20 protein-coding genes are annotated in these 20588 nt (G+C 59.8%); 15 read left to right on the top strand and 5 right to left on the bottom strand.

Annotated features, from left to right (window positions below):
• Nucleotides 1–70: 70 nt before the first annotated feature.
• The 6 genes from truA (at nt 71) to ATK23_RS08270 (ending at nt 6099) form a co-directional block, all read left to right on the top strand.
• Entirely contained in the window at nt 71–1006 is a 936-nt protein-coding gene (gene truA, locus ATK23_RS08295) for a tRNA pseudouridine(38-40) synthase TruA (protein ID WP_083515551.1), read from the top strand.
• Nucleotides 1007–1330: 324 nt separating this feature from the next.
• A complete protein-coding gene (gene rplM / locus ATK23_RS08290; protein ID WP_038992172.1) occupies nt 1331–1774 on the top strand; it encodes a 50S ribosomal protein L13 in 444 nt (147 codons plus the stop codon).
• A gap of 38 nt (nt 1775–1812) precedes the next feature.
• A complete protein-coding gene (gene rpsI, locus ATK23_RS08285; protein ID WP_052253868.1) occupies nt 1813–2313 on the top strand; it encodes a 30S ribosomal protein S9 in 501 nt (166 codons plus the stop codon).
• 169 nt (nt 2314–2482) lie between these two features.
• Nucleotides 2483–3829: a phosphoglucosamine mutase gene (gene glmM, locus ATK23_RS08280; protein ID WP_066140711.1), complete on the top strand. Its 1347-nt coding sequence runs from the start codon at nt 2483–2485 to the stop codon at nt 3827–3829.
• 148 nt (nt 3830–3977) lie between these two features.
• The gene (locus ATK23_RS08275) at nt 3978–5366 is read left to right on the top strand and encodes a UDP-glucose dehydrogenase family protein (RefSeq protein ID WP_066140708.1); all 1389 of its coding nucleotides are present in this window, start codon (nt 3978–3980) and stop codon (nt 5364–5366) included.
• A gap of 13 nt (nt 5367–5379) precedes the next feature.
• Nucleotides 5380–6099 (top strand): SDR family NAD(P)-dependent oxidoreductase, encoded by a 720-nt coding sequence (locus ATK23_RS08270; protein WP_066140702.1) that lies wholly within the window; start codon nt 5380–5382, stop codon nt 6097–6099.
• Between the two features lie 11 nt (nt 6100–6110).
• Here ATK23_RS08270 and ATK23_RS08265 read toward each other — a convergent pair whose 3' ends face one another.
• The 3 genes from ATK23_RS08265 to glmS all read right to left on the bottom strand — a co-directional run bounded on the left by ATK23_RS08265 (nt 6111) and on the right by glmS (nt 10030).
• On the bottom strand, nt 6111–7559 hold the full coding sequence (locus ATK23_RS08265) for an NAD(P)H-hydrate dehydratase (RefSeq protein ID WP_167550501.1): 1449 nt from the start codon (nt 7557–7559) through the stop codon (nt 6111–6113).
• A gap of 161 nt (nt 7560–7720) precedes the next feature.
• Nucleotides 7721–8071 carry a holo-ACP synthase gene (locus tag ATK23_RS08260; RefSeq protein WP_066140694.1) on the bottom strand — a complete coding sequence of 117 codons (351 nt, stop codon included), beginning with the start codon at nt 8069–8071 and terminating at the stop codon, nt 7721–7723.
• A gap of 87 nt (nt 8072–8158) precedes the next feature.
• The gene (gene glmS, locus ATK23_RS08255; protein WP_066140691.1) at nt 8159–10030 is read right to left on the bottom strand and encodes a glutamine--fructose-6-phosphate transaminase (isomerizing); all 1872 of its coding nucleotides are present in this window, start codon (nt 10028–10030) and stop codon (nt 8159–8161) included.
• Between the two features lie 167 nt (nt 10031–10197).
• Here glmS and coaA point away from each other — a divergent pair, with 167 nt between their 5' ends.
• From coaA to tsaD, 7 genes are all read left to right on the top strand, one after another.
• Complete coding sequence (coaA, locus tag ATK23_RS08250; RefSeq protein WP_038992165.1) at nt 10198–11157, top strand: type I pantothenate kinase; 960 nt, start codon at nt 10198–10200, stop codon at nt 11155–11157.
• Between the two features lie 110 nt (nt 11158–11267).
• The gene (gene mscL / locus ATK23_RS08245) at nt 11268–11666 is read left to right on the top strand and encodes a large conductance mechanosensitive channel protein MscL (protein ID WP_038992164.1); all 399 of its coding nucleotides are present in this window, start codon (nt 11268–11270) and stop codon (nt 11664–11666) included.
• A 146-nt stretch (nt 11667–11812) separates the two neighbouring features.
• The gene (alr, locus tag ATK23_RS08240; RefSeq protein ID WP_083515550.1) at nt 11813–13012 is read left to right on the top strand and encodes an alanine racemase; all 1200 of its coding nucleotides are present in this window, start codon (nt 11813–11815) and stop codon (nt 13010–13012) included.
• On the top strand, nt 13005–13583 hold the full coding sequence (gene tsaE / locus ATK23_RS08235) for a tRNA (adenosine(37)-N6)-threonylcarbamoyltransferase complex ATPase subunit type 1 TsaE (protein ID WP_066140686.1): 579 nt from the start codon (nt 13005–13007) through the stop codon (nt 13581–13583). The genes alr and tsaE overlap by 8 nt, the downstream gene beginning before the upstream one ends.
• Complete coding sequence (tsaB, locus tag ATK23_RS08230; protein WP_038992161.1) at nt 13576–14253, top strand: tRNA (adenosine(37)-N6)-threonylcarbamoyltransferase complex dimerization subunit type 1 TsaB; 678 nt, start codon at nt 13576–13578, stop codon at nt 14251–14253. Before tsaE ends, tsaB begins: the two co-directional genes overlap by 8 nt.
• Nucleotides 14250–14741 (top strand): ribosomal protein S18-alanine N-acetyltransferase, encoded by a 492-nt coding sequence (gene rimI, locus ATK23_RS08225; protein WP_038992160.1) that lies wholly within the window; start codon nt 14250–14252, stop codon nt 14739–14741. The genes tsaB and rimI overlap by 4 nt, the downstream gene beginning before the upstream one ends.
• The gene (gene tsaD / locus ATK23_RS08220) at nt 14738–15808 is read left to right on the top strand and encodes a tRNA (adenosine(37)-N6)-threonylcarbamoyltransferase complex transferase subunit TsaD (RefSeq protein ID WP_066140683.1); all 1071 of its coding nucleotides are present in this window, start codon (nt 14738–14740) and stop codon (nt 15806–15808) included. Before rimI ends, tsaD begins: the two co-directional genes overlap by 4 nt.
• Before the next feature lie 152 nt (nt 15809–15960).
• Here tsaD and ATK23_RS08215 read toward each other — a convergent pair whose 3' ends face one another.
• A complete protein-coding gene (locus ATK23_RS08215; protein WP_066140680.1) occupies nt 15961–17130 on the bottom strand; it encodes a metallophosphoesterase family protein in 1170 nt (389 codons plus the stop codon).
• Nucleotides 17131–17357: 227 nt separating this feature from the next.
• On the opposite strand from ATK23_RS08215, the gene ATK23_RS08210 reads away from it, so the two are divergent.
• Complete coding sequence (locus ATK23_RS08210; protein WP_066140678.1) at nt 17358–18629, top strand: MFS transporter; 1272 nt, start codon at nt 17358–17360, stop codon at nt 18627–18629.
• A complete protein-coding gene (locus ATK23_RS08205) occupies nt 18626–19300 on the top strand; it encodes a FadR/GntR family transcriptional regulator (protein ID WP_066140675.1) in 675 nt (224 codons plus the stop codon). The genes ATK23_RS08210 and ATK23_RS08205 overlap by 4 nt, the downstream gene beginning before the upstream one ends.
• 27 nt (nt 19301–19327) lie before the next feature.
• Here ATK23_RS08205 and ATK23_RS08200 read toward each other — a convergent pair whose 3' ends face one another.
• Nucleotides 19328–20470, bottom strand: coding sequence for a glutamate--cysteine ligase (locus ATK23_RS08200; protein WP_066140672.1), 1143 nt, complete (start codon nt 20468–20470; stop codon nt 19328–19330).
• Nucleotides 20471–20588: the final 118 nt, after the last annotated feature.

Genomic DNA, 20588 nt, shown 5'->3' with positions numbered 1-20588 from the left:
CTGTGGATAACCGGCCGGAAGGCGGCCATTGATTCGACGGTTGCGCAGGTCCTTACGCATAATTGAATGCATGAGTATCCAGCCAGAGAGCATCGATCCCATGGGCACCAACGCATTGGGGGCCACTGCCGCACCAGCGTGGCTCCGGATGCGCATGGTCCTCGGATACGACGGCGCCGCCTACAGCGGTTGGGCACGCCAGCCCAATGTCCTAGGCGTGCAGCAGCTGGTTGAGGAAGCATTGGAAATGCTGGTCCGTCGCCGTGTGCGAGTAGTTGTCGCCGGCCGCACCGACGCAGGCGTGCATGCGCGCCACCAGGTGGTGCATTTCGACCTGACCGATGACGAATACGCGGGCCTGCCGCGCAAGGCGCCCCTGGCTCCCGGCCCAGCGCTCGTACGCCGCATCAATGGCATTCTTGGCCGCCAAGAGGGTGCCGTGTGGGTCCATGAAGCCGAGCGTGCTCCAGAAGGCTTCGACGCCCGGTTCTCGGCGCTGGCCCGCCGCTATTCCTACCGGATCGCCGATGGCCAGCAGCGCTGGGATCCGCTGACCCGACACCTGACCGCATGGCACCGCGAAGAGCTCGATGTCGAGGCCATGAATCGCGAGGCGCAAAGCGTGCTGGGCCGCCATGACTTCTTGTCCTACTGCAAGCCTCGTCCGCACGCCACGACCATTCGCACCTTGCAGGAATTCTCCTTCACCCGCGGTGCCGACGGCCTGGTGCTGGCGCACCTGAAGGCCGATGCTTTCTGCCACAATATGGTCCGTGCGCTGATTGGCGCCGCAATGATGGTGGGGGACGGGCGTGAGCAGCCGGGCTTCTTGGCCCAGCGGCTGGAGCAGATGGTCCGTGACTCGAAGACCAAGCTTTCGCACCCGCGGGCGCTGGTTCTCGAAGAGGTCTATTATCCGGAAGCGGGAGAGCTGGCAGAGCGGGCACTTAGGACCCGCGCGCTGCGCACCGATGATGAAGTAGATACGGCCCGCTCGGAAGGCTGATTGGCGTTGAGCCCCGGAATCTTAAGGGTGTTGTTGCTCACGGCATACATCCTTTTTTGGCCGGAAACACTTTAATCCGCTAAACTTTTATGAGTTGTGTATGTCCACGTTCGACACTACACGCCCAAGCGTGACGGCTTAGTTGCATAGTCGCTGGTCTGCTGGGTGTGCGAACAGCATATGGACGGCCGGTTATCATCAGTCCTCACCTGACGTACTGGTCTAAACACAAGAACAACACGACAGTGCCTGTCACTGGGGGATCTCACCGCCTTCAGCCAAGCGACTGTTTGACCAGAAACGAATCAACGTAAGGCAATTACTGTGCGTACGTACACCCCAAAGCCGGCTGACCAGACTCGTCAGTGGTATGTCATTGACGCCACCGACGTAGTGCTCGGCCGTCTCGCCGTCCAGGCCGCAACCCTGCTGCGCGGCAAGCACAAGCCAACCTATGCTGCACACATGGACATGGGCGACCATGTCATCATCATCAATGCAGACAAGGTTGCACTGACCGGTAAGAAGCTGCTGAACAAGCGCGCTTACCGCCACTCCGGTTTCCCAGGTGGCCTGAAGAGCATCAACTACGCAGACCTGCTGGAAAAGAACCCAGTACTGGCTGTTGAGAAGGCTATCAAGGGCATGCTGCCTAAGAACAAGCTTTCGGATGCCCAGCTGTCGAAGCTGAAGGTATACCGCGGCGCAGAGCACCCACACGCTGCTCAGTCGCCGAAGGCACTGGAAATCACCCAGGTCGCTCAGTAGTCCTGGCCCCGAGAAGAAATACTTAATAGGAGATTATCGTGGCTCAGAACGCTGAAGAAACCACTGAATTCGAGGGTGAGACCCCTTCGACCTACACTACCGAGACCGCAGCTTCGACTGTTGTTGCTGACACCGAGCGCGCTCCACTGACCGTGCCAGGTGCTGCTGTTGGCCGTCGCAAGCAGGCTATCGCCCGCGTTCGCCTGGTACCAGGCTCCGGCAAGTGGACCGTAAACGGTCGCGAGCTGGACAACTTCTTCCCAAACAAGCTGCACCAGCAGGATGTTAACGAACCATTCAAGGTTCTGGGTCTGGAAGGCGCATACGACGTTATCGCACGCATCAACGGCGGCGGCATCTCCGGTCAGGCTGGCGCACTGCGCCTGGGCATCGCCCGCGCCCTGAACGAGATCGACCGCGACGCGAACCGCGCCACCCTGAAGAAGGCCGGTTACCTGACCCGCGACGCACGCGTCATCGAGCGCAAGAAGGCTGGTCTGAAGAAGGCACGCAAGGCTTCGCAGTTCTCGAAGCGCTAAACCTTACTTCAAGGTCTTTCCAAGGGCCCTGTCATCCTGCAAAGGATGCCAGGGCCCTTGGGCATTTAACGCCGAGGAACGCAAAATGCTATTAAACTTTTCTCATATCACTGTTATTCCGAGGCTTTGAGCCATTTAAATCAATGCAGAGGGCATATGATTGAATGCGATGGCAAGGTTATTTGGGACCGATGGGGTCCGAGGAAAAGCAAACGAACTGTTAACTCCCGAGCTCGCGCTGGAACTGGCGCAGGCGGCATCCGTGGTGCTGGGCTTGAGCCAACCAGAGGACGGCTACAAGCCAGTCGCAGTGGTTGCCAAGGATCCGCGCATCAGCGGTGACTTCCTGTCCGCCGCAATCGAGGCCGGCCTGGCTGCCTCCGGCGTCGACGTGATGGATGCCGGCACGCTGCCCACTCCCGCGGCGGCATTCCTGGTAGGGGACTTGAACGCTGACTTCGGCGTCATGATTTCCGCCTCGCACAACGCGGCTCCGGATAACGGTATTAAGTTCTTGGCCCGTGGCGGCAAGAAGCTGGACGATGCGTTGGAAGACGCCATCGAAGCCTGCTTGAAGATGCCAAAGCCACGCCCAACAGGCGGCGAAGTAGGACGTGTCTCGCGTTTCGCCGACGCTGAAGACCGCTACATCATGCACCTGCTGCAGGCACTGCCTAACCGGCTCGAGGGCTTGAAGGTAGTCCTGGACTGCGCCCACGGCGCTGCTTCGGGATGCTCCCCGGAGGTCTTCAAGGCTGCCGGCGCCGAAACCATCGTCATCGGCGCAGATCCGGATGGCATCAACATCAATGACGGCTACGGCTCCACCCATCTGGAGAAGCTGCAGGCCGCTGTGCTGGAGCACGGAGCGGACTTGGGCATCGCCCACGACGGCGACGCCGACCGCTGCCTGGCCGTTGACCATGAAGGCACGATCGTTGACGGCGACCAGATCATGGCCATCATGGCACTGGACATGAAGGACCGCGGCGAGCTGAAGGACAACACCCTCGTTGCCACCGTGATGAGCAATCTCGGCCTGACCCTGGCCATGGAAGCTGCAGGCATCACCGTCAAGCAGACCGGCGTGGGTGACCGCTACGTGCTCGAAGGCATGCGTGAAGGCGACTTCTCCCTGGGCGGCGAGCAGTCCGGCCACGTGATCTTCTCCAAGCACGCCACCACCGGCGACGGTGTCCTGACCGGCCTGATGATCGCGGCTCGTGTGAAGGCTACCGGCAAGACCTTGAAGGAACTTGCTGCTGTGCTGACAGTCCTGCCGCAGGTCCTGATCAATGTACGCGGCGTCGACAAGGCCGGAGTTCCGGACTGCGATCCGCTGCAGGACGCTGTTGCCGCCGCCGAGGCCCGCTTGGGCACCACCGGTCGAGTGCTCTTGCGCCCATCGGGGACCGAACCTGTAGTCCGCGTCATGGTCGAGGCGGCTACCCACGACCAGGCCCAGACAGAAGCTGAAACCCTGGCTGAGTCGGTCAAGGAGCACCTGTCCCTCTAGGCTCTGCAACTGCCCAGCAACCACTACGTAAATATCAAGAAAACTCACACCCCCGCAGCGCGTTCCATGCCGGAACACGTTGCGGGGGTGTGGCATGCTAACTAGTAGGAACCGATCTGGGTTCGCGTTCTCGGAGAGAAGGACTTTCGTGACTCTACGCATCAGCGTGATCGGCACCGGCTACCTCGGTGCAACCCATGCCGCCTGCATGGCTGAACTGGGCTATGAAGTCATTGGACTGGACGTGGACACGGCCAAGCTCGAAGCCTTGGCCGCTGGTGTTCTGCCTTTCCACGAGCCGGGCCTGCCCGAGCTGCTGCGCAAGCACGTGGCCTCCGGGCACCTGCGGTTCACCGACAGCTACGCAGAAGTCGCTGCCGGCGCGGATATCCACTTCATCACCGTGGGAACGCCGCAGCGTGCTGATTCGCAGTCCGCAGACATGTCCTACGTCGATGGTTCCGTGGACTCCCTGCTGGAGCACATCACCGGCGAAGCGCTGATTGTCGGCAAGTCCACCGTCCCGGTAGGCACCGCACGACGGCTGAGCGAGAAGATTGCCCAATCTGCCAAGCAGGGAAGCGACATAGCGCTGGCCTGGAATCCAGAATTCCTGCGTGAGGGTTTTGCTGTCCAGGACACCCTGCGCCCCGACCGGCTGGTCTATGGATTGCAGGATGGGCGAGGCCTGGAACTGCTGCGCAAAGTCTATGCTCCGATCCTCGCCTTGGACACGCCGGAGATCGCCACGGATCTGGAAACAGCGGAACTGGTCAAGGTCGCGGCCAACGCCTTCCTGGCTACCAAGATTTCCTTCATCAATGCTTTTGCCGAAGTCACGGAGACCGTGGGTGGCGACATCAAGGTCCTCGCCGACGCTATTGGGCACGATAAGCGCATTGGACGCCGCTTCCTGAACGCCGGGGTGGGGTTTGGCGGTGGATGCCTGCCGAAGGACATCCGCGCGCTCCAAGCCCGGGTCAGCGAGCTTGGGTTGAGCCAGACCATGGGCTTCTTGGCAGAAGTCGACCAGATCAACCTGCGCCGCCGCGACCGCGTGGTCTCGCTCGCCTCGCACATGCTCGGCAACGAGCTGGCAGGCAAGCAAGTGTGCGTACTCGGCGTGACCTTCAAGCCGGACAGCGACGACGTGCGCGACTCTCCAGCCCTGGATATCGCCGTACGCCTGTACAACGAAGGCGCTGAAGTCTCGGTCTACGACCCAGAAGGCAACGCCAACGCCGCCCGGCGCTTCCCGCGCTTGAATTATGTGGACTCCTGCAAGGAAGCCGCGCAGAAGGCAGATTTGACCTTGGTGCTGACCGAATGGAACGAGTTCCGGGAAATGAACCCGTCCGACCTTGCCGACGTGGTGGCAAGCAAGCAGCTAATCGACGGTCGCAATGTCCTCGACCGCCCAGAATGGCGGAAGCAAGGCTGGACCATCACCGGCCCGGGAGAGTACTTCGAGCTGGGCAACATGGCTCCGGCAACCACCTCGATTCCGGTACAGGCCAAGCCGGCCGCCTCTGCTTAGGGAAGCGAGGAGCATGGCATTCACAGTGGTCACTGGCGGCGGACGTGGATTAGGCGCTGCCATTGCGCTGCGCCTAGCCACCAGTCGCAACCTGATACTCGGTTATCGGCAGGATGAAGCGTCAGCCCAAGCGGTGGCCACTCAAGCCCGTGAACTCGGGGCTACATGCCACGTGCTGCAGATTGACTGCGCCAACGAAGAATCAGTCGCTGGATTCTTCGCCCGGGTCAAGGACTTCGGAGCCCTCGAAGGCCTGGTGAACAACGCGGGAGCGGCAACGGCAATCGGAAAATTGGCTGACAACCAGCTGGCGGATATTGGCGCGGATCTGAATACCAACTTGCTCGGCCCCATCGCTTGCATCAAGCATGCGCTGCCGTTGTTCCATGCACACGGCGGCGGAGCCATCGTGAACATCTCCTCGGTGGCGGCAGAATCCGGCAGCCCCTTCACCTACGTGCACTACGCTGCAGCCAAGGCAGGCGTGGAAGCGTTGACAGTGGGACTGTCCAAGGAACTGGCCATGGACGGCATCAGAGTGAATGCGGTGAGCCCCGGAACACTGTGGACAGAATTCCATAGGGACCCGCAGCGGCCTGCGCTCGTCGCCGAGACGATCCCGATGCGCCGGGCAGGCATGCCGGAAGAGGTGGCCGGTGCGGTGGCCTGGCTGCTGTCCAGCGAAGCCGCCTACACCACCGGCAGCATCCTCAAAGTATCTGGCGGGCTCTAGGGATCCGAAACCTAGAAGCCGAACTGCTTCATGACCTTGGGAAGATTATCGATCAGGCGAGAAGCATTCACGGTGCCGTCCGCGGCGGTCACCCGGCCCAGATGGCCGTGGATGTAAGCAGCGCACGCAGTCAACTCCATCATGCGGCGGTTGGGCACGGTTCGCAGGCCTTCGGTGCCCGTCAGCGAGCTGTCGGAGAGCATGTAGCCGAGGATGCCGGTCAAGACATCTCCGCTGCCCGCAGTGGCCAGTTCCGGTGCTGAGTGGCTCACCATCAGGCTGTCGCCATTAGGCGCAACAATGTAGCTGGTGGGGCCCTTGAGCAGGACTACGGCGTTGTAAGCCAGGGCGGCCCAACGGGTCCAGCGAATCGGGTCCTGGGAAAGCTCATCAGGAGTGATCTTCACACCCGCGCGGCCAAGCAACATGCGCAATTCCTTGGCGTGGGGCGTCAGCACGCGGGGCTGCTCGCTGGGCCCGGCAGGAACCACATCCAGGCCGGATGCGTCGATGACAGCAGGCTGGGGGCTGGCGAAGACATCAGCGATGGCACCAGTCGGGGGAGTGCGTCCGTCCAAGCCCGGTCCAATAGCCCAAGCCTTGATCTTGGCGCTCTTGCCGTGGATCTGGCGGCGCGAGAATGACAGCGCTTCCTTGATCTGCTCATCATCCAACGGCACGGACTCCGGCACGGAGACTGCCATAAGCGGCTGGATGGAATCGGGTACGTGGGTGCGGAGCAGCCCGACTCCGCAAGCCACGGCGGCCTTGGCAGTCAGCTGGGCAGCTCCGGGATACAGGTCGGAACCGGCGATGAGGCCAAGGACTCCACGCTGGTATTTGTGGCGTCCGGCATCCCGCCAGGAGCGGTGCTGGTCCAGCAGCTCGCGGGCAGCCTGCTCGTCCACTAGCTGGGTGCCGGGCTGGACGGAAGAAAAGTCGAATTCCAGATCAGCCACGGTGATCTCGCCGGTAACCAGCGGTCCATCCACGGACAGCAGGCCGGCCTTCATGGCGCCGAAGGTCACCGTGCGTTCAGCTCGGAGAACCGAGTCCTGCGCAACGCCGGTTTCAGGGTCCAACCCTGAGGGAACATCGCAAGCCAGAACCCGTACGCCAGCCGGAACCGATGGGACGTCGGAACCGGCTCGATATCCAAGACCATAGATGGCGTCGATAACGAGCGAGGCATTCGCCAGTTCTCCGTCGCCATCTGACAGATCCAGTATGGTGCCGCCGGCGGCTTGGTACGCTGCAGCAGCCTCTGCGTTAATCTGCTCGTGGCATTGCAGAGCCAGCGTGGAAATCTTCTGCTGCTGAAGCTCTGCCAGCGCATACAAGCCATCGCCACCGTTGTTGCCCGGGCCGATCAGTGCGACCACGAACGCCGGTTCGGTGCTGTGTCCTTCGGCCAGCATGGCGACAGCCGTTGAAGCCAAATGGGCGGCGGCTTGCTTCATTAAGCTGGTCTCGCCTCGCTTGGATTTCTCCTGGGCTTCAACCGCACGAATTTGCGCAACACTGTAGACAGGAATCATAAGACAAACAATACTCAAGGCTTCTGTGCGATGCCCTATTTAATGAGATACGTGTCGTTATTCCTTCGTCGTGGCGTTGGTGCTCAACGTTCGGCAACCACCATTGCGATCGCCATGTCGCCATCGTGGGACATGGTCAGGTGCCAGGATTTGATGCCGCGCAGCTCGCTGGCTGCGGCCACTGAGCCGGTGTTGTGAATCTGGGGATCACCGGCTTCGTCCTTGCGGATGGTGCAGTCCTGCCAGTTCATCCCGGCAGGAGCGCCCAGTGCTTTGGCGATTGCTTCCTTGGCTGCGAAACGGGCTGCAAGAGAACGCAGGGGCAGGTCCCGTTCTTCTTCGGTGAAGAGCCGGTCGCGCAACCGTGGAGTCTTCTCGAGCTGACGACCGAAACGTGGCACATCAACGATGTCCACTCCAATACCTGCAATCATGCCTATCAGTTTATCCAGTGCCTGCAAGGCAAAAAAATTGCGGGCACTCCCGAAAGGGAATGCCCGCAATGATTCATGCTGGGTGGATTACTCCACGGTCACAGACTTGGCCAGGTTACGCGGCTGGTCAACATCGAAGCCCTTCGCGGATGCCAGCTCGCAAGCGAAGATCTGCAGTGGCACGGTGGCCAGCAGCGGCATCAGCAGGGTTGGGGTTTCTGGTACGTAGAAGACCCACTCGGAGAAGTCCTTGACGGCGGAATCGCCGTCTTCGGCAATAACCAAGGTCTTGGCGCCACGGGCGCGGACTTCCTGGATATTGGAGACAACCTTGGAGTGCAGCGAGTCGCGACCACGAGGGGAAGGCACTACCACGAACACCGGCTGGCCGTCGTCGATCAGCGCGATAGGACCGTGCTTCAGCTCGCCGGCGGCGAAGCCTTCGGCGTGGATGTAGGCGATTTCCTTGAGCTTCAAGGCGCCTTCCATTGCCACCGGGTAGCCGACGTGGCGGCCCAGGAACAGCACGGAGTTGGCTTCCGACATGTTGCGTGCCAGATCCTTGATCTCGTCCGCACGGTCCAGGATGTCCTGGATCTTGGAAGGGATCTTGCCCAGGTCGGCAAGGATGTCCTTGATCTGGCCCTGGAACAGGTTGCCGCGCAACTGCGCCAGGTACAGGCCCAGCAGGTAGGTCGCGGTGATCTGCGCCAGGAATGCCTTGGTGGAAGCCACAGCGATTTCTGGACCCGCGTGGGTGTACAGCACTGCATCCGACTCGCGTGGGATGGTCGATCCGTTGGTGTTGCAGATCGACATGGTCTTGGCGCCCTGCTCCTTGGCGTAACGCACGGCCATCAGGGTGTCCATGGTTTCGCCGGACTGGGAGATCGAAACGATCAGGGTCTTGTCGTCAACGATTGGCTCGCGGTAGCGGAACTCGTGGGAGAGCTCGACCTCGACCGGGATACGGCACCAGGACTCGATCGCGTACTTGGCAACGGAGCCGGCGTAGGCCGAAGTGCCGCAAGCAAGAACCACGATCTTGGAGATGGCAGCCAGCTCTTCCGGAGCGATTCGCAGTTCGTCCAGGGTCAGACGGCCATCGGCGTCCGAGCGGCCCAGCAGGGTATCGGCAACAGCTGCTGGCTGGTCGAAGATTTCCTTCTCCATGAAGGATGGGAAGCCGCCCTTTTCAGCGCTGGCTGCGTCCCAGTCAACGGTGAATTCCTTGCCTTCGGCAGGGTTGCCTTCGAAATCGGTGATGGAGTGGGTATCCGGGGTGATGGTAACGATCTGGTCCTGGCCCAGCTCGACGGCGCGACGGGTGAAGTCGATGAAGCCGGAGACGTCCGAACCCAGGAAGTTCTCGCCTTCGCCCAGGCCCAGAACGAGAGGGGAATTGCGGCGGGCCGCGACGACAACGCCTGGGTGGTCCTGGTGAACGGCCAAGAGGGTGAAAGCACCTTCCAGCTGCTGAACAGCAAGCTGCACGGCGCGGGTCAAATCGCCCTCCGCCTCGGTGCTGTAGAGCTTGCCCAACAGCGCTGCGGCAACCTCGGTATCGGTATCCGAGAGGAATTCAACGCCCTCGGCTGCCAAACCGGCCTTGATGCCGGCGAAGTTTTCAATAATTCCGTTGTGGATCATGGCAAGCTTGCCACCATCGGCCAGGTGAGGGTGAGCGTTCTGATCGCTCGGTCCACCGTGGGTTGCCCAACGGGTATGCCCAATGCCGGTCATCGACTGAGGCAAAGGGGACTCGGCAATTTCATTTTCAAGGTTGACCAGCTTGCCGGCCTTCTTCCGAGAATGAATGGCGCCGTCGGCAACTACCGCGACTCCAGCCGAGTCGTAGCCTCGGTATTCCAAACGACGCAAACCTTCAATTAGAACGTCGAGGGCGCCGTGCTCGGCGATCTGGCTCGAGGTTCCTGCATATCCAACAATTCCGCACATGGGAAAAATCCTACCGGTTCAATCCCCATCGATGGGAATAATCGTGGCACAGCACTCAAAATTACCTATGTCTTAGCTCACCAGGCCGCCGTATTTGACCGAAACTAATTGCCTTGTTGATTTTGTTAATTGGGATGTGGAGCATATTCTTGGCAGAATTTACCCTCGTGGAACCACACGGAACACTAGAATCATCCATCTCGCCGTTTGTTGAACTTGAACGAGAGACATGGGCGCGACTGTCCAACAAGATGGAACAGCCGCTGAACTACTCCGACATCGAACGTCTTCGCGGCCTCGGCGATCAGCTGGACCTCCAGGAGGTCCGCGACGTCTACCTGCCACTGAGCCGCCTGCTGTCGCTGTACGTGGAGGGAGCCGGTGCAACGCATCAGGCGACTACTACCTTCCTGGGTGAGCAGACCAATCGGACGCCTTTTGTCATCGGCGTCGCCGGATCCGTTGCCGTGGGAAAATCCACGACCGCTCGTGTATTGCAGGAAATGCTGCGCCGCTGGCCGCATACTCCTGATGTCCAGCTCATCACCACTGACGGTTTTCTGTACCCCAATGCGGAGCTTGAGCGCCGCGGCATCATGCACCGCAAGGGTTTCCCTGAATCCTATGACCGTCGTGCATTGCTGCGCTTCGTCTCGGCAGTGAAGTCTGGTGCCCCAGAAGTCAGTGCCCCGGTGTATTCGCACCTGACCTACGACATCATCCCGGGGGAGCGCAATGTAATCCGCTCGCCGCAGGTGCTCATTGTCGAGGGATTGAACGTGCTGCAGCCGGCGCGAACTCGTTCCGATGGAACCGTGGGACTCGCGCTGAGCGATTTCTTCGACTTCTCCGTATATGTCGATGCACGTACGGCGGATATCGAAGAGTGGTACATCAAAAGATTCATGCGCCTGCGCTCGGGAGCCTTCTCCGACCCGGCGAGCTACTTCCATCGCTATTCCCAGCTCACCGATGTGGAAGCGCGAGAAACCGCGCACGGCATTTGGAAGCGCATCAATGAACCGAATCTCAAGGAGAACGTCTTGCCCACGCGAGGACGGGCGCAATTGGTACTGCGCAAATCAGCCGATCATTCGGTGCGGCGAATGCTGTTGCGGAAAATCTAGGCTTCTTCAGCTGATTTTTAAGCAAACGAATTCTGTGAATTTGCCGAACTATTGGAAATCGCTCCACAAAATCGTATTCGTGCTGTGATTTTCCTGTGTATGCTCTAACCATGCTAAAAGGTTTCCGCGATTTTATTATGAAGGGCAACGTTGTCGATTTGGCCGTTGCCGTTGTTATCGGCGCTGCCTTCGGCGCCGTAGTTACCGCCTTGGTCGACAATGTGCTGATGCCGTTGATTGCCGCCCTGGTTGGTTCACCAAGCTTCGACGACTTCCTGTTGCTCACTATTAACGGGGTAGAGATCAAGTTCGGCGTCTTCCTGACCGCGCTGGTCAACTTCCTGCTGATTGCCGCAGCCGTTTACTTCGCGTTGGTTCTGCCAATGACCAAGCTGAACGAGCGCATCGCAGCGCGCCGTGCTGCAGGTGCAGAAGAGCCTGAGGAAGAAGTAGATCCACAGCTGGAGCTGCTTGCCCAGATCCGCGATGAGCTGAAGACTCTTCGCTAACCCCCGATAAAACATCCGTCTTCAAGGAGCGGGTTCGAACAGCAAAGTTGTTCGTACCCGCTCCTTCCGGCTTTAACCAGCATCATGTGCCGAACTGCGCATGGGTGAACAAGGCAAGTGGTTCAGAAAAGTGCGAAGATGAATGGGTGAACTCTGAAGCGCTTGAAGAAAGCAACCTGACAAACAGCACCAGCAGTGCACAGGCGATCGGCTTTGAACGCCGCGCAGTCATTGACCTGTCGGCCATCCGCAACAACGTCAAGCAGATTTCTGATGTTGTGGCCCCAGCTGCAGTCATGGCCGTCGTCAAAGCTGACGCGTACGGGCACGGTGCCATCCCGGTAGCCAAGGCTGCCTTGGAAGGCGGAGCCCGGTGGATAGGTTGCGCCCATGTCACTGAAGCACTCGCCCTGCGCGACGCGGGAGTCGATGCGCCCATGATGGCTTGGCTGCATACCGAAAACACCCCGTTCGAGGCCGCCATTGACGCCGGTCTTGACCTCGGTGTTTCAGGCTGGGAACTTGAATACGTTGCCGCCGCGGCTCGTGCTGTGCAGACTCCGGCACGGATCCATATCAAGGTAGATACCGGGCTTGGCCGCAATGGCTCCACCATGGATGCCCTGCCGGATCTGCTGAACCGCGCCAGCGATTTCCAGGAAGAAGGGTTATTGCGTGTAGTTGGCATCTTCTCCCACCTGGCGGTGGCAGATGAACCTGAACGCCCGGAAACCGATGAGCAGCTGGAAGTCTTCGACAGGGCCATAGAACTGGTGGAAGCTGCTGGCTTCGATTTGGAAGTGCGTCATATCGCCAACACTCCTGGCATCCTTTCTCGACCGGATTCACATCACGAAATGGTGCGCCTGGGTCTGGGCCTGTATGGACTTAGCCCGTTTGACGGTGAATCGCCAGAGAGTTTCGGGCTGCGCCCAGCCATGACAGTGAAGACCCGGGTTGCGAATGTCAAGAAGGTTCACCCGGGGCAGGGTGTTTCCTATGGCCTGAATTACAAGACCGAAGGGGAAACCTACCTCGGCCTGATCCCCATGGGTTATGCGGATGGACTGCCAAGGATCGCAACCGGTGCTCCAGTGACTGTCAATGGGCGCACCTATCCAGTACGTGGTCGCATTGCCATGGACCAGTGCGTCATCGATTTGGGATCAGATATCAACCCAGAAGAATTCCTGGGAGCTGAAGCAATTATCTTCGGTGACGGCGGGCAGTCGGTCAACACCTGGGCTTACGCAGCGAACACCATCAACTACGAAGTGGTAACCCGCATCTCGCCACGTGTACCTCGCTACTACATTGAAGGCAGCTGGGGTGAGGCCGGTGAATAACCCGGTATCGGAGTTCTCCCGCCAGCTCGATGACCTCACCGTCACCGAAGCAATGGGCGAAGCCTTGGGTGCTCAGCTCAAAGCCGGCGACCTCGTCATCCTTACCGGTGCCCTTGGCGCTGGCAAGACCACGCTGACCCAGTCGCTGGGCGTGGGACTGAACGTCCGTGAAGGAATCATCTCCCCGACGTTCGTACTGGCTCGCCAGCACCCATCACTTGGGGATGGACCCGGTCTGATCCACGTAGATGCCTACCGTCTCAAGGACCATGATGACGTGGACACCCTGGATCTTGAATCCACGCTGGCAGATTCAGTTACCGTCGTGGAATGGGGCTTGGGGAAGGTCGAACACCTTACCGATTCACGCTTGGAAATCCAGCTGGATCGCGAAGCCCTGGCCGCACCAGTCGGCAATCCATGGGAAGAAGCTGAAGAGGAACTGGATGAGCCGCGGTTGTTCAGCCTAAAAGCTATCGGCCCGCGCTGGGACGAAGATGCCTTTGCCCAGCTGAAAGATTCATTGCTGTCTGCGGTTGCTGCACAGCGCACGGAAGAAAAACATGTCTAATTACTTAGCAATCGACACCTCTGCCAACGCATCGGTGGCACTAGTTGACGAAACCACCGGTTTACTTGTCGACAAGCGTGTTTCCTCCAAGGGAAACGACCAGACCGAAACCTTGTCGGCATACGTCAAGGAGCTATTGGACACCCACGGCCAGAAGGGCCAAGACCTTGCGGGCATCATCGTCGGCGTTGGCCCGGGTCCTTTCACCGGCCTGCGCGTTGGCTTGGTGGCCGCGCGTACCTTCGGATTCGTATGGCAAGTGCCTGTGCACGGAGTGATGTCGTTGCATGCGCTCGCCGAACAGGTGCTGGAGTCCAGCGATGTTCCTGCTGAATTCGTTGTCGCCTCGGACGCACGACGCAAAGAAGTCTACTGGGCACGCTACGACAATTCCGGAACCATGGTTGGAGGGCCGCACGTTTCAGCAGCGTCAGCTCTTCCAGCGATGCCAGTTTTCGGTGTCGGGGCCGGCATCTACGCCGAGCAGCTTGAGGAAGCCGGTGCCAAGCCAATGCCTGAGTCCTTCGAATGGATTGCCGACGCCGGCTTCCTGGCCCGCCGGGCATTGAGCGACCTCGCTGGAGGCAAGGACCTCTCAGATACTTCGCCTCAGTATCTGCGCGAATCCGATGCCCAGATTCCTGCCTTCATGAAGCAGGCCAAGGCGTGAGCGAGCAGCACGAGGTTCTCCTGCGCCGCATGCAGCCAGATGATCTGCAAGCCGTCCATGATCTTGAGCAGCAGCTTTTTCCCGAGGATGCATGGCCCCTTGCCGGTTTCGAATCCGAGCTGGCGCAACGCGATACCCGCACCTACTGGGTCTATGAAGACGCTGGTCGAGTTGTCGGCTATGCAGGGCTTTGCGTGGTCTTGCCGATAGCCGATGTCCAGACCATAGCCCTGCACCCGGATTACCAAGGCCGGGGCTTGGGCCGCAAGCTGTTGTCATTGCTTGTCCAGACGGCCGGTGAGAAAAATGCACTGGATGTGATGCTCGAAGTTCGCTTTGACAACCCCACCGCCATTGGCCTGTATGAATCCTTTGGATTCACCACTATCCACCGCCGCAAGGGGTACTACAAGGGCGGGGTCGATGCACTAATTATGAGACTCCCGCTGGATGCACAGCACGGACAAGAGGAAGAACGCAACGCATGAGATTCAACGAACCCGTAGTACTAGGCATTGAGTCCTCTTGCGACGAAACCGGCGTAGGCATCGTGCGCGGCAACAAGCTTCTGGCCAACGCTGTCTCCAGTTCCATGGATGAACACGTGCGCTTTGGCGGTGTCATTCCCGAGATTGCGGCCCGTGCGCACTTGGAAGCATTCGTGCCAACCTTGCAGTCCGCGTTGGACACAGCCGAACTGGCTCTTGACGATATTGATGCCATCGCTGTAACCAGTGGTCCGGGCCTGGCTGGAGCGCTCATGGTGGGCGTTTCAGCGGCCAAAGCCTTGGCCCTGGCAACCGGCAAACCGCTCTACGGCATCAACCACCTGGTTGCCCATGTAGGCGTAGGTGTTCTCGAAGGAACCGTATTGCCACCGACCTTCGGAGCTTTGCTGGTCTCGGGCGGGCATACCGAAATCTTGAAAGTCACTTCGCTGACCAACGATGTGCAACTGCTGGGCTCGACCATTGATGATGCGGCCGGCGAAGCCTATGACAAGACTGCTCGTCTGCTGGGCCTGGGGTATCCTGGCGGGCCAGCCATCGACAAAGCGGCCAAAGATGGAGACCGCAAGGCATTCCGCTTCCCTCGCGGCTTGTCCTTGCCGAAGTTCGTCGGCAGCGCCGGGAATCCTGGCAAGCACCGCAACAACTTCTCATTCTCGGGACTCAAGACTGCTGTAGCCCGCTGCGTAGAGCACTTCGAGGCCAATGGCGAAGAAGTCCCAGTCGCCGACATTGCTGCGTCCTTCCAGGAAGCAGTCGTGGATGTCATCACCTCGAAGGCCGTGCGTGCCATGCAAGAACAAGGCCTGAAGACCTTGCTTTTGGGCGGGGGAGTGGCAGCTAATACCCGCTTGCGCGAACTGCTGGCAGCGCGTTGCACCTCGGCGGGAATCGAACTCGTGGTTCCGCCGTTCAGCCTCTGCACGGATAATGGCGGCATGGTCGCGGCGCTCGGCGCACAGTTGGTCGCTGATGGTGTGGCTCCGTCGGGCCTGGATTTCGCTACTGACTCGTCGCAGCCGGTCACGCAGATCACCTTGCGGTAAGCGCAGATCTGCATTTCTTAAAACCGGATACTCGTACTGGTCCTCTAGTCCCTGGGAGGCTTAGGCAAATACCGGAACGCCATTATGCCTGTGCTTTTCGGTTCAGATGGCCTGCTGCACGCTGGTTATTCAGCGTCCAGCAGGCCTCACTGCTATGGAAGAGGAAGCGGCTCGTCGATCGGCTGGGCCTTGGTGCCCATATCGATGCCCAGATCCTTGGCAAAGATGGTGCGGGTTCCGGTATAGACCCCGTCCCTATTCTCGTCGAGTTCGAAGACGCGGGCGCCACGAAGCTCGTGGTTCTCGGTACCGCCTAATCCGTAGGTGCCGAATCCGGTACCTGGCGCGTAGCCCAGCTCGATGCCGTAGTAGTCGCCCTTGAAGGTGTTGATGTGGTCGTGGCCGCAGTACACGCCACGCACATCTCCGCGTTCCTGCAGGGCAGTGAACATGCCCGAGTTGAACGCTGCGGTGTAGATGCCCTCGTTCTTGACTCCCTCGATGGAGTGCTTCTTGACGGCCTTCTCATGGTCGGCATCATTCGAAGTGAACTGGGCTCCGTACCACATGTGGTGGTGCTCCCACAGCGGGATGTGGAAGAACATCAATGACTGGACCTTGCCGTAGCGTAATTCGGTGGCCTTGGACGCGTCGCGGTACCACGCGATCTGCTCCGGACGGATCCAGTCGTAGGACATGAGCCCTTCGAAATCCTGGCCTCCAATGGCATCTGGCGCGTAGCGATTCGAGTCGAGCAGCCAAATGCCGAAGGCGGGCTTGGCGTTCTTGGACGAAGCGATCAAAAGCTGGGAGTTCGACTCGCCCTGGATCTTGTCATTCTTCGCGTTGACATTGAACTCGTACCCGCGAATGAAATCGAGGATCTTGGCATCGGACATATTCGTGCCGTTGGGCATCGAATCCTCGTCATGGTTGCCAAAAGTCAAAGCCCAGGGGATGCCCCGCGATTCCATTGGCTGCACCACGTTGTTGATAGCTTGCTTGACCTCAGTGACGGTTTTCGGCGAACCGTTGATGACGTCGCCGTTGATGAGTGCGAAGCCCGGCTTCTCGGTATCGAGCACCTTGTTCATCAGTTCAAGCGTGCGTCGGTCGGTGCGTGGCCCATCCTGGGTGTCATTGAACTGGACGATCTTGAATTTGCCGTCGGCAGCGAACTTGAGCTTCGGGGCATATGCCGTGGACTTCTTGGCTGGAGCAGCAGCTGCTGCGGTGCCGCTGGCGGCGAACAGACCGGTAATCGCGGCAGCGGTGCTGCCAATCAATACTCCACGACGGGGGACAGGAGACGAAGTGCTCAAAGAACTGCCTTTCACATGAAATTAGTAGCCAGCTGCAAAGTGGACCGGCTGATAACTCCTAGAGCGTATGGATGTCTAGTGACCGGTTGGTGAACATTGGTAGTCCGCAGGCATTGTTGTGCGTAAATAAAATGGGCGAACTTGCGTCTTTCGCGCTTGTGCCGGTCAGAACGTGGAACGAGTCACATGATTCGCTAAGCTAAACATCAAACGTCTAATGTTTAAACGTGATCGACAACTCCTCTGAATCAGTGCTTCCGCCAGGGGCCAACCTTCCGCGCAAATCCCCATGGCTGGCTGGTGCACTCGCTGTAGCAGCCGTTATTCTCGTGGGCCTGAACCTGCGCATGGGCATTGCCTCGGCATCGCCGCTATTCCATGACCTGCAGGAGATGATGGGGTACGGGACATTCGTCGCTTCGTTGCTGCCCACCATCCCGGTTTTGTGCTTTGCCGTAGCTGGCGCGGCAACGAGCCTGGTGATCCGCTGGACCGGCCTGGAACTGGGCATAGCGCTGTCCTTGCTGCTGCTCACCGCAGGCCTCGCCCTGCGTGTTGTCGATTCAACCTGGGCTTTGCTGGCCGGCACCGTTGTGGGCATGTGCGGCTTGGCCATCTGCAATGTGGCGATGCCATCGTTCATCCGAGAGCACCACAGGAATTGTGCTGCGTCGATGACTGCTGCTTACACGACAACCATGTCCATCGGCGCGACGCTGGCCTCGGCGGTCAGCGTTCCACTAACGGTCCAGGCAGGTTCACCAACAACCGCCTTGGCCTTGTGGGCTATTCCCGCAGGCATGGCTTTGCTGGTCATGGTGCCGCTTTCCATTTCCGGGAAGGAGCCTGCCGTTGAAAAAGGCGCGCATGTTTCCCCATGGCCGTTGCTGGCCACGCGTAAGGGCTTGCTGTTCACCACCGTTTTCGCCCTCCAGTCGCTGCTGGTCTACACCGTGGTCAGCTGGCTGCCCCACATTCTCATTTCGCGCGGGTTGGAGCCAGTTGATGCCGGATTGATGCTGGGCATCGTGCAGGGCGTCAGCATTCCGGCAGTCATGATCATGCTCTGGATGGCGTCGAAGCCGACCTTGCTGCGCAGTGCCTTCCTGCTGACAACCAGTTGCTCTGTCCTTGGCTTTATCGCGTTGCTGCTGTTGCCAGTGGAGCTGTCCCTGATCAGCTCGATCCTCATCGGCCTGGGTTTCGGGGTGTTCCCGCTGGTGATGCTCATGATCAGCCGCAGCGGCGGCAGCGCAGCGGAAACCACTGCACTGTCCACCGTGGCCCAATCTGTCGGCTACCTGCTTGCGGCCATCGGCCCTTTCACACTGGGACTCATGCAAGGCGCTTTGGGGTCGTGGACGGCTGGCCTGGTGATCATCATTGGCTTCTCCGTGATGCAGCTGTTGTTCTGCTTCAAGCTCGGCGGCTTGCGTACCGAAACCGATGAGCACCAGCTGATTGAAGTCGACAGCGATGCCGAAGTGGAGCGCTCATGAGCAAGACCCCGTTGCGTCCGCCGTTGTCCGAAGAGGTCGGAGCGAAGTTGCAGGCCGCCGTAGCCCAAGGCCGCTGGAAGGTCGGGGAACGGATACCGGCAGAGCCCGAGCTGATGGCTGAAATGGGTGTCTCCCGGGGGACCGTGCGCGAAGCCATCAAGGCGCTGGCCAGTACTGGCATCTTCGAGGTTCGCCGCGGTGATGGGACCTATGTGCGTGCGACCAGCGAGATCAGCGGCACCGCTCAACGCGTGTTCCGAGACCACTCAGACCAGGACGTGCTCCAGGTGCGCTTCGCCCTCGATACCCAGTCGGCCCGGCTCGCAGCGAAAGCTGCTGATGCGAAAGTCATCGAAAAGCTGCGCACGCTGCTGAGCCAGCGAAGCGAGGCGTGGGAAGCCCGGGACTATCCGGCCTGGGCGCAAGCCGATTGGAAGTTCCATTTGGAAGTGGCGCGGGCATCCGGAGTTCCGCTGATGAGCGAGATCTATGAGAGCTTCGGGGATGTCTTCCACGGAACCAAGATGGTCCAGCGGCTTTCCGATGGATTCGATGGCTGCCTGCACGAGGGCCACGAATCATTGGTGGACGCAATCCAGGCAGGCGACCCTGAAGCCGCCGCCAGAACTGTCATCAAGAACCTCGACTACTGCATGAGCTGGATGCCGTAATTTGCGACCATTGCGGTCCTGCCCAAGCTAGACGGCCTTCATTCGGCTCACGTTTTCCTGCACCACGGCCTTAAAGTCCCCGCCCGCAGCCGCAAAAGTATTGCGCTGCAGCTGGTATTCGGCACCGCGCTCGATCAAGCGGATGATGCCCTGCAATTCTTCGGAGCACCCCAGCTGCTCGGCGATCGGCGCCAGTCGCTTGACCTCTGAGCGCAGGTGGTCGGTCACCAGCATCTCATCGCCCTGCGCATTGAGGATGATGATGGCATCCAGTCCGTAGCGGGCGGCGCGCCACTTGTTCTCCACACGGAACCAGGCCGGCATGACCGGAATCTTGTAGCCGGCTTCGATGGACAGCGACATGTCGTGCACCAGGCACTGGGTCAGCGCGGTGATCGCGGCAATGTCCTCCAACGAGCTGACGCCATCGCAGATGCGCATTTCCACGGTGCCCAAACGCGGCACCGGTCGCACATCCCAACGGATTTCCGAGACATCGTCAATGACCCCGGTGTGCAGCATGTCTGCCACGTGGGCTTCGTACTCGGACCACGAATCGAAGTGGAAAGGAATCCCTGCCGCCGGCAGCTGCTGGAACATCAGCGAACGCTGCGACGCGTAGCCGGTGTCTTCCCCGCCCCAGTAGGGGCTGGAAGCGCTGAGGGCCTGGAAATGCGGCTGGTAGTTGATCAGCCCGTCGGTGATGGGCAGAGCCTTCTCGCGGTCATCGAGTCCCACATGTACGTGCACGCCGTAGATCACCATCTGCCGTCCCCACCACTGGGTACGGTCAATCAGCTTGGCGTAGCGGTCTTTGTCCGTCACCGGCTGCAAGGTCGGTGCGGCAAACGGATGCGAACCTGCAGAGTACAAGTCCACCCCGTGATTGCCCGCCACCTCGTTGAGCATGCGCACATTGGTTCGCAGTTCCTCGGCCGCATCGGCCACGGTGGTGTGGACGCCGGTGACTACCTCGACGGTATTCATCAGCAGCTCCGGCTTCACCGTGGGATGCTCTTCATCATGGGCGAGGCCGGCCTCGTCCTTAAGCTGGTTGAGAATGTTCTCGGCAACCGAGCACAAGTCCGCACTTTCGCGATTGACCAAGGCAATTTCCCACTCGACACCGATGGTGGATTGGGAAGACTGGGCGAACTCGATTTTCTGCACGGCGCTCCTATTGATGACATCTCGGACGGACTGCTCCGGAGCCGAACCAAACGGATGGAGTACGCACCGATTGCCCGGTGATTCTCCATAATTATTGTATGTATTGCGCCGCTCCCGC

Source organism: Glutamicibacter nicotianae, from assembly GCF_002797775.1.
Classification (GTDB): Bacteria; Actinomycetota; Actinomycetes; order Actinomycetales; family Micrococcaceae; genus Glutamicibacter; species Glutamicibacter nicotianae.
The sequence above is the reverse complement of the archived record's forward strand: the minus strand, read 5'-3'. Positions and strand labels throughout refer to the sequence as shown.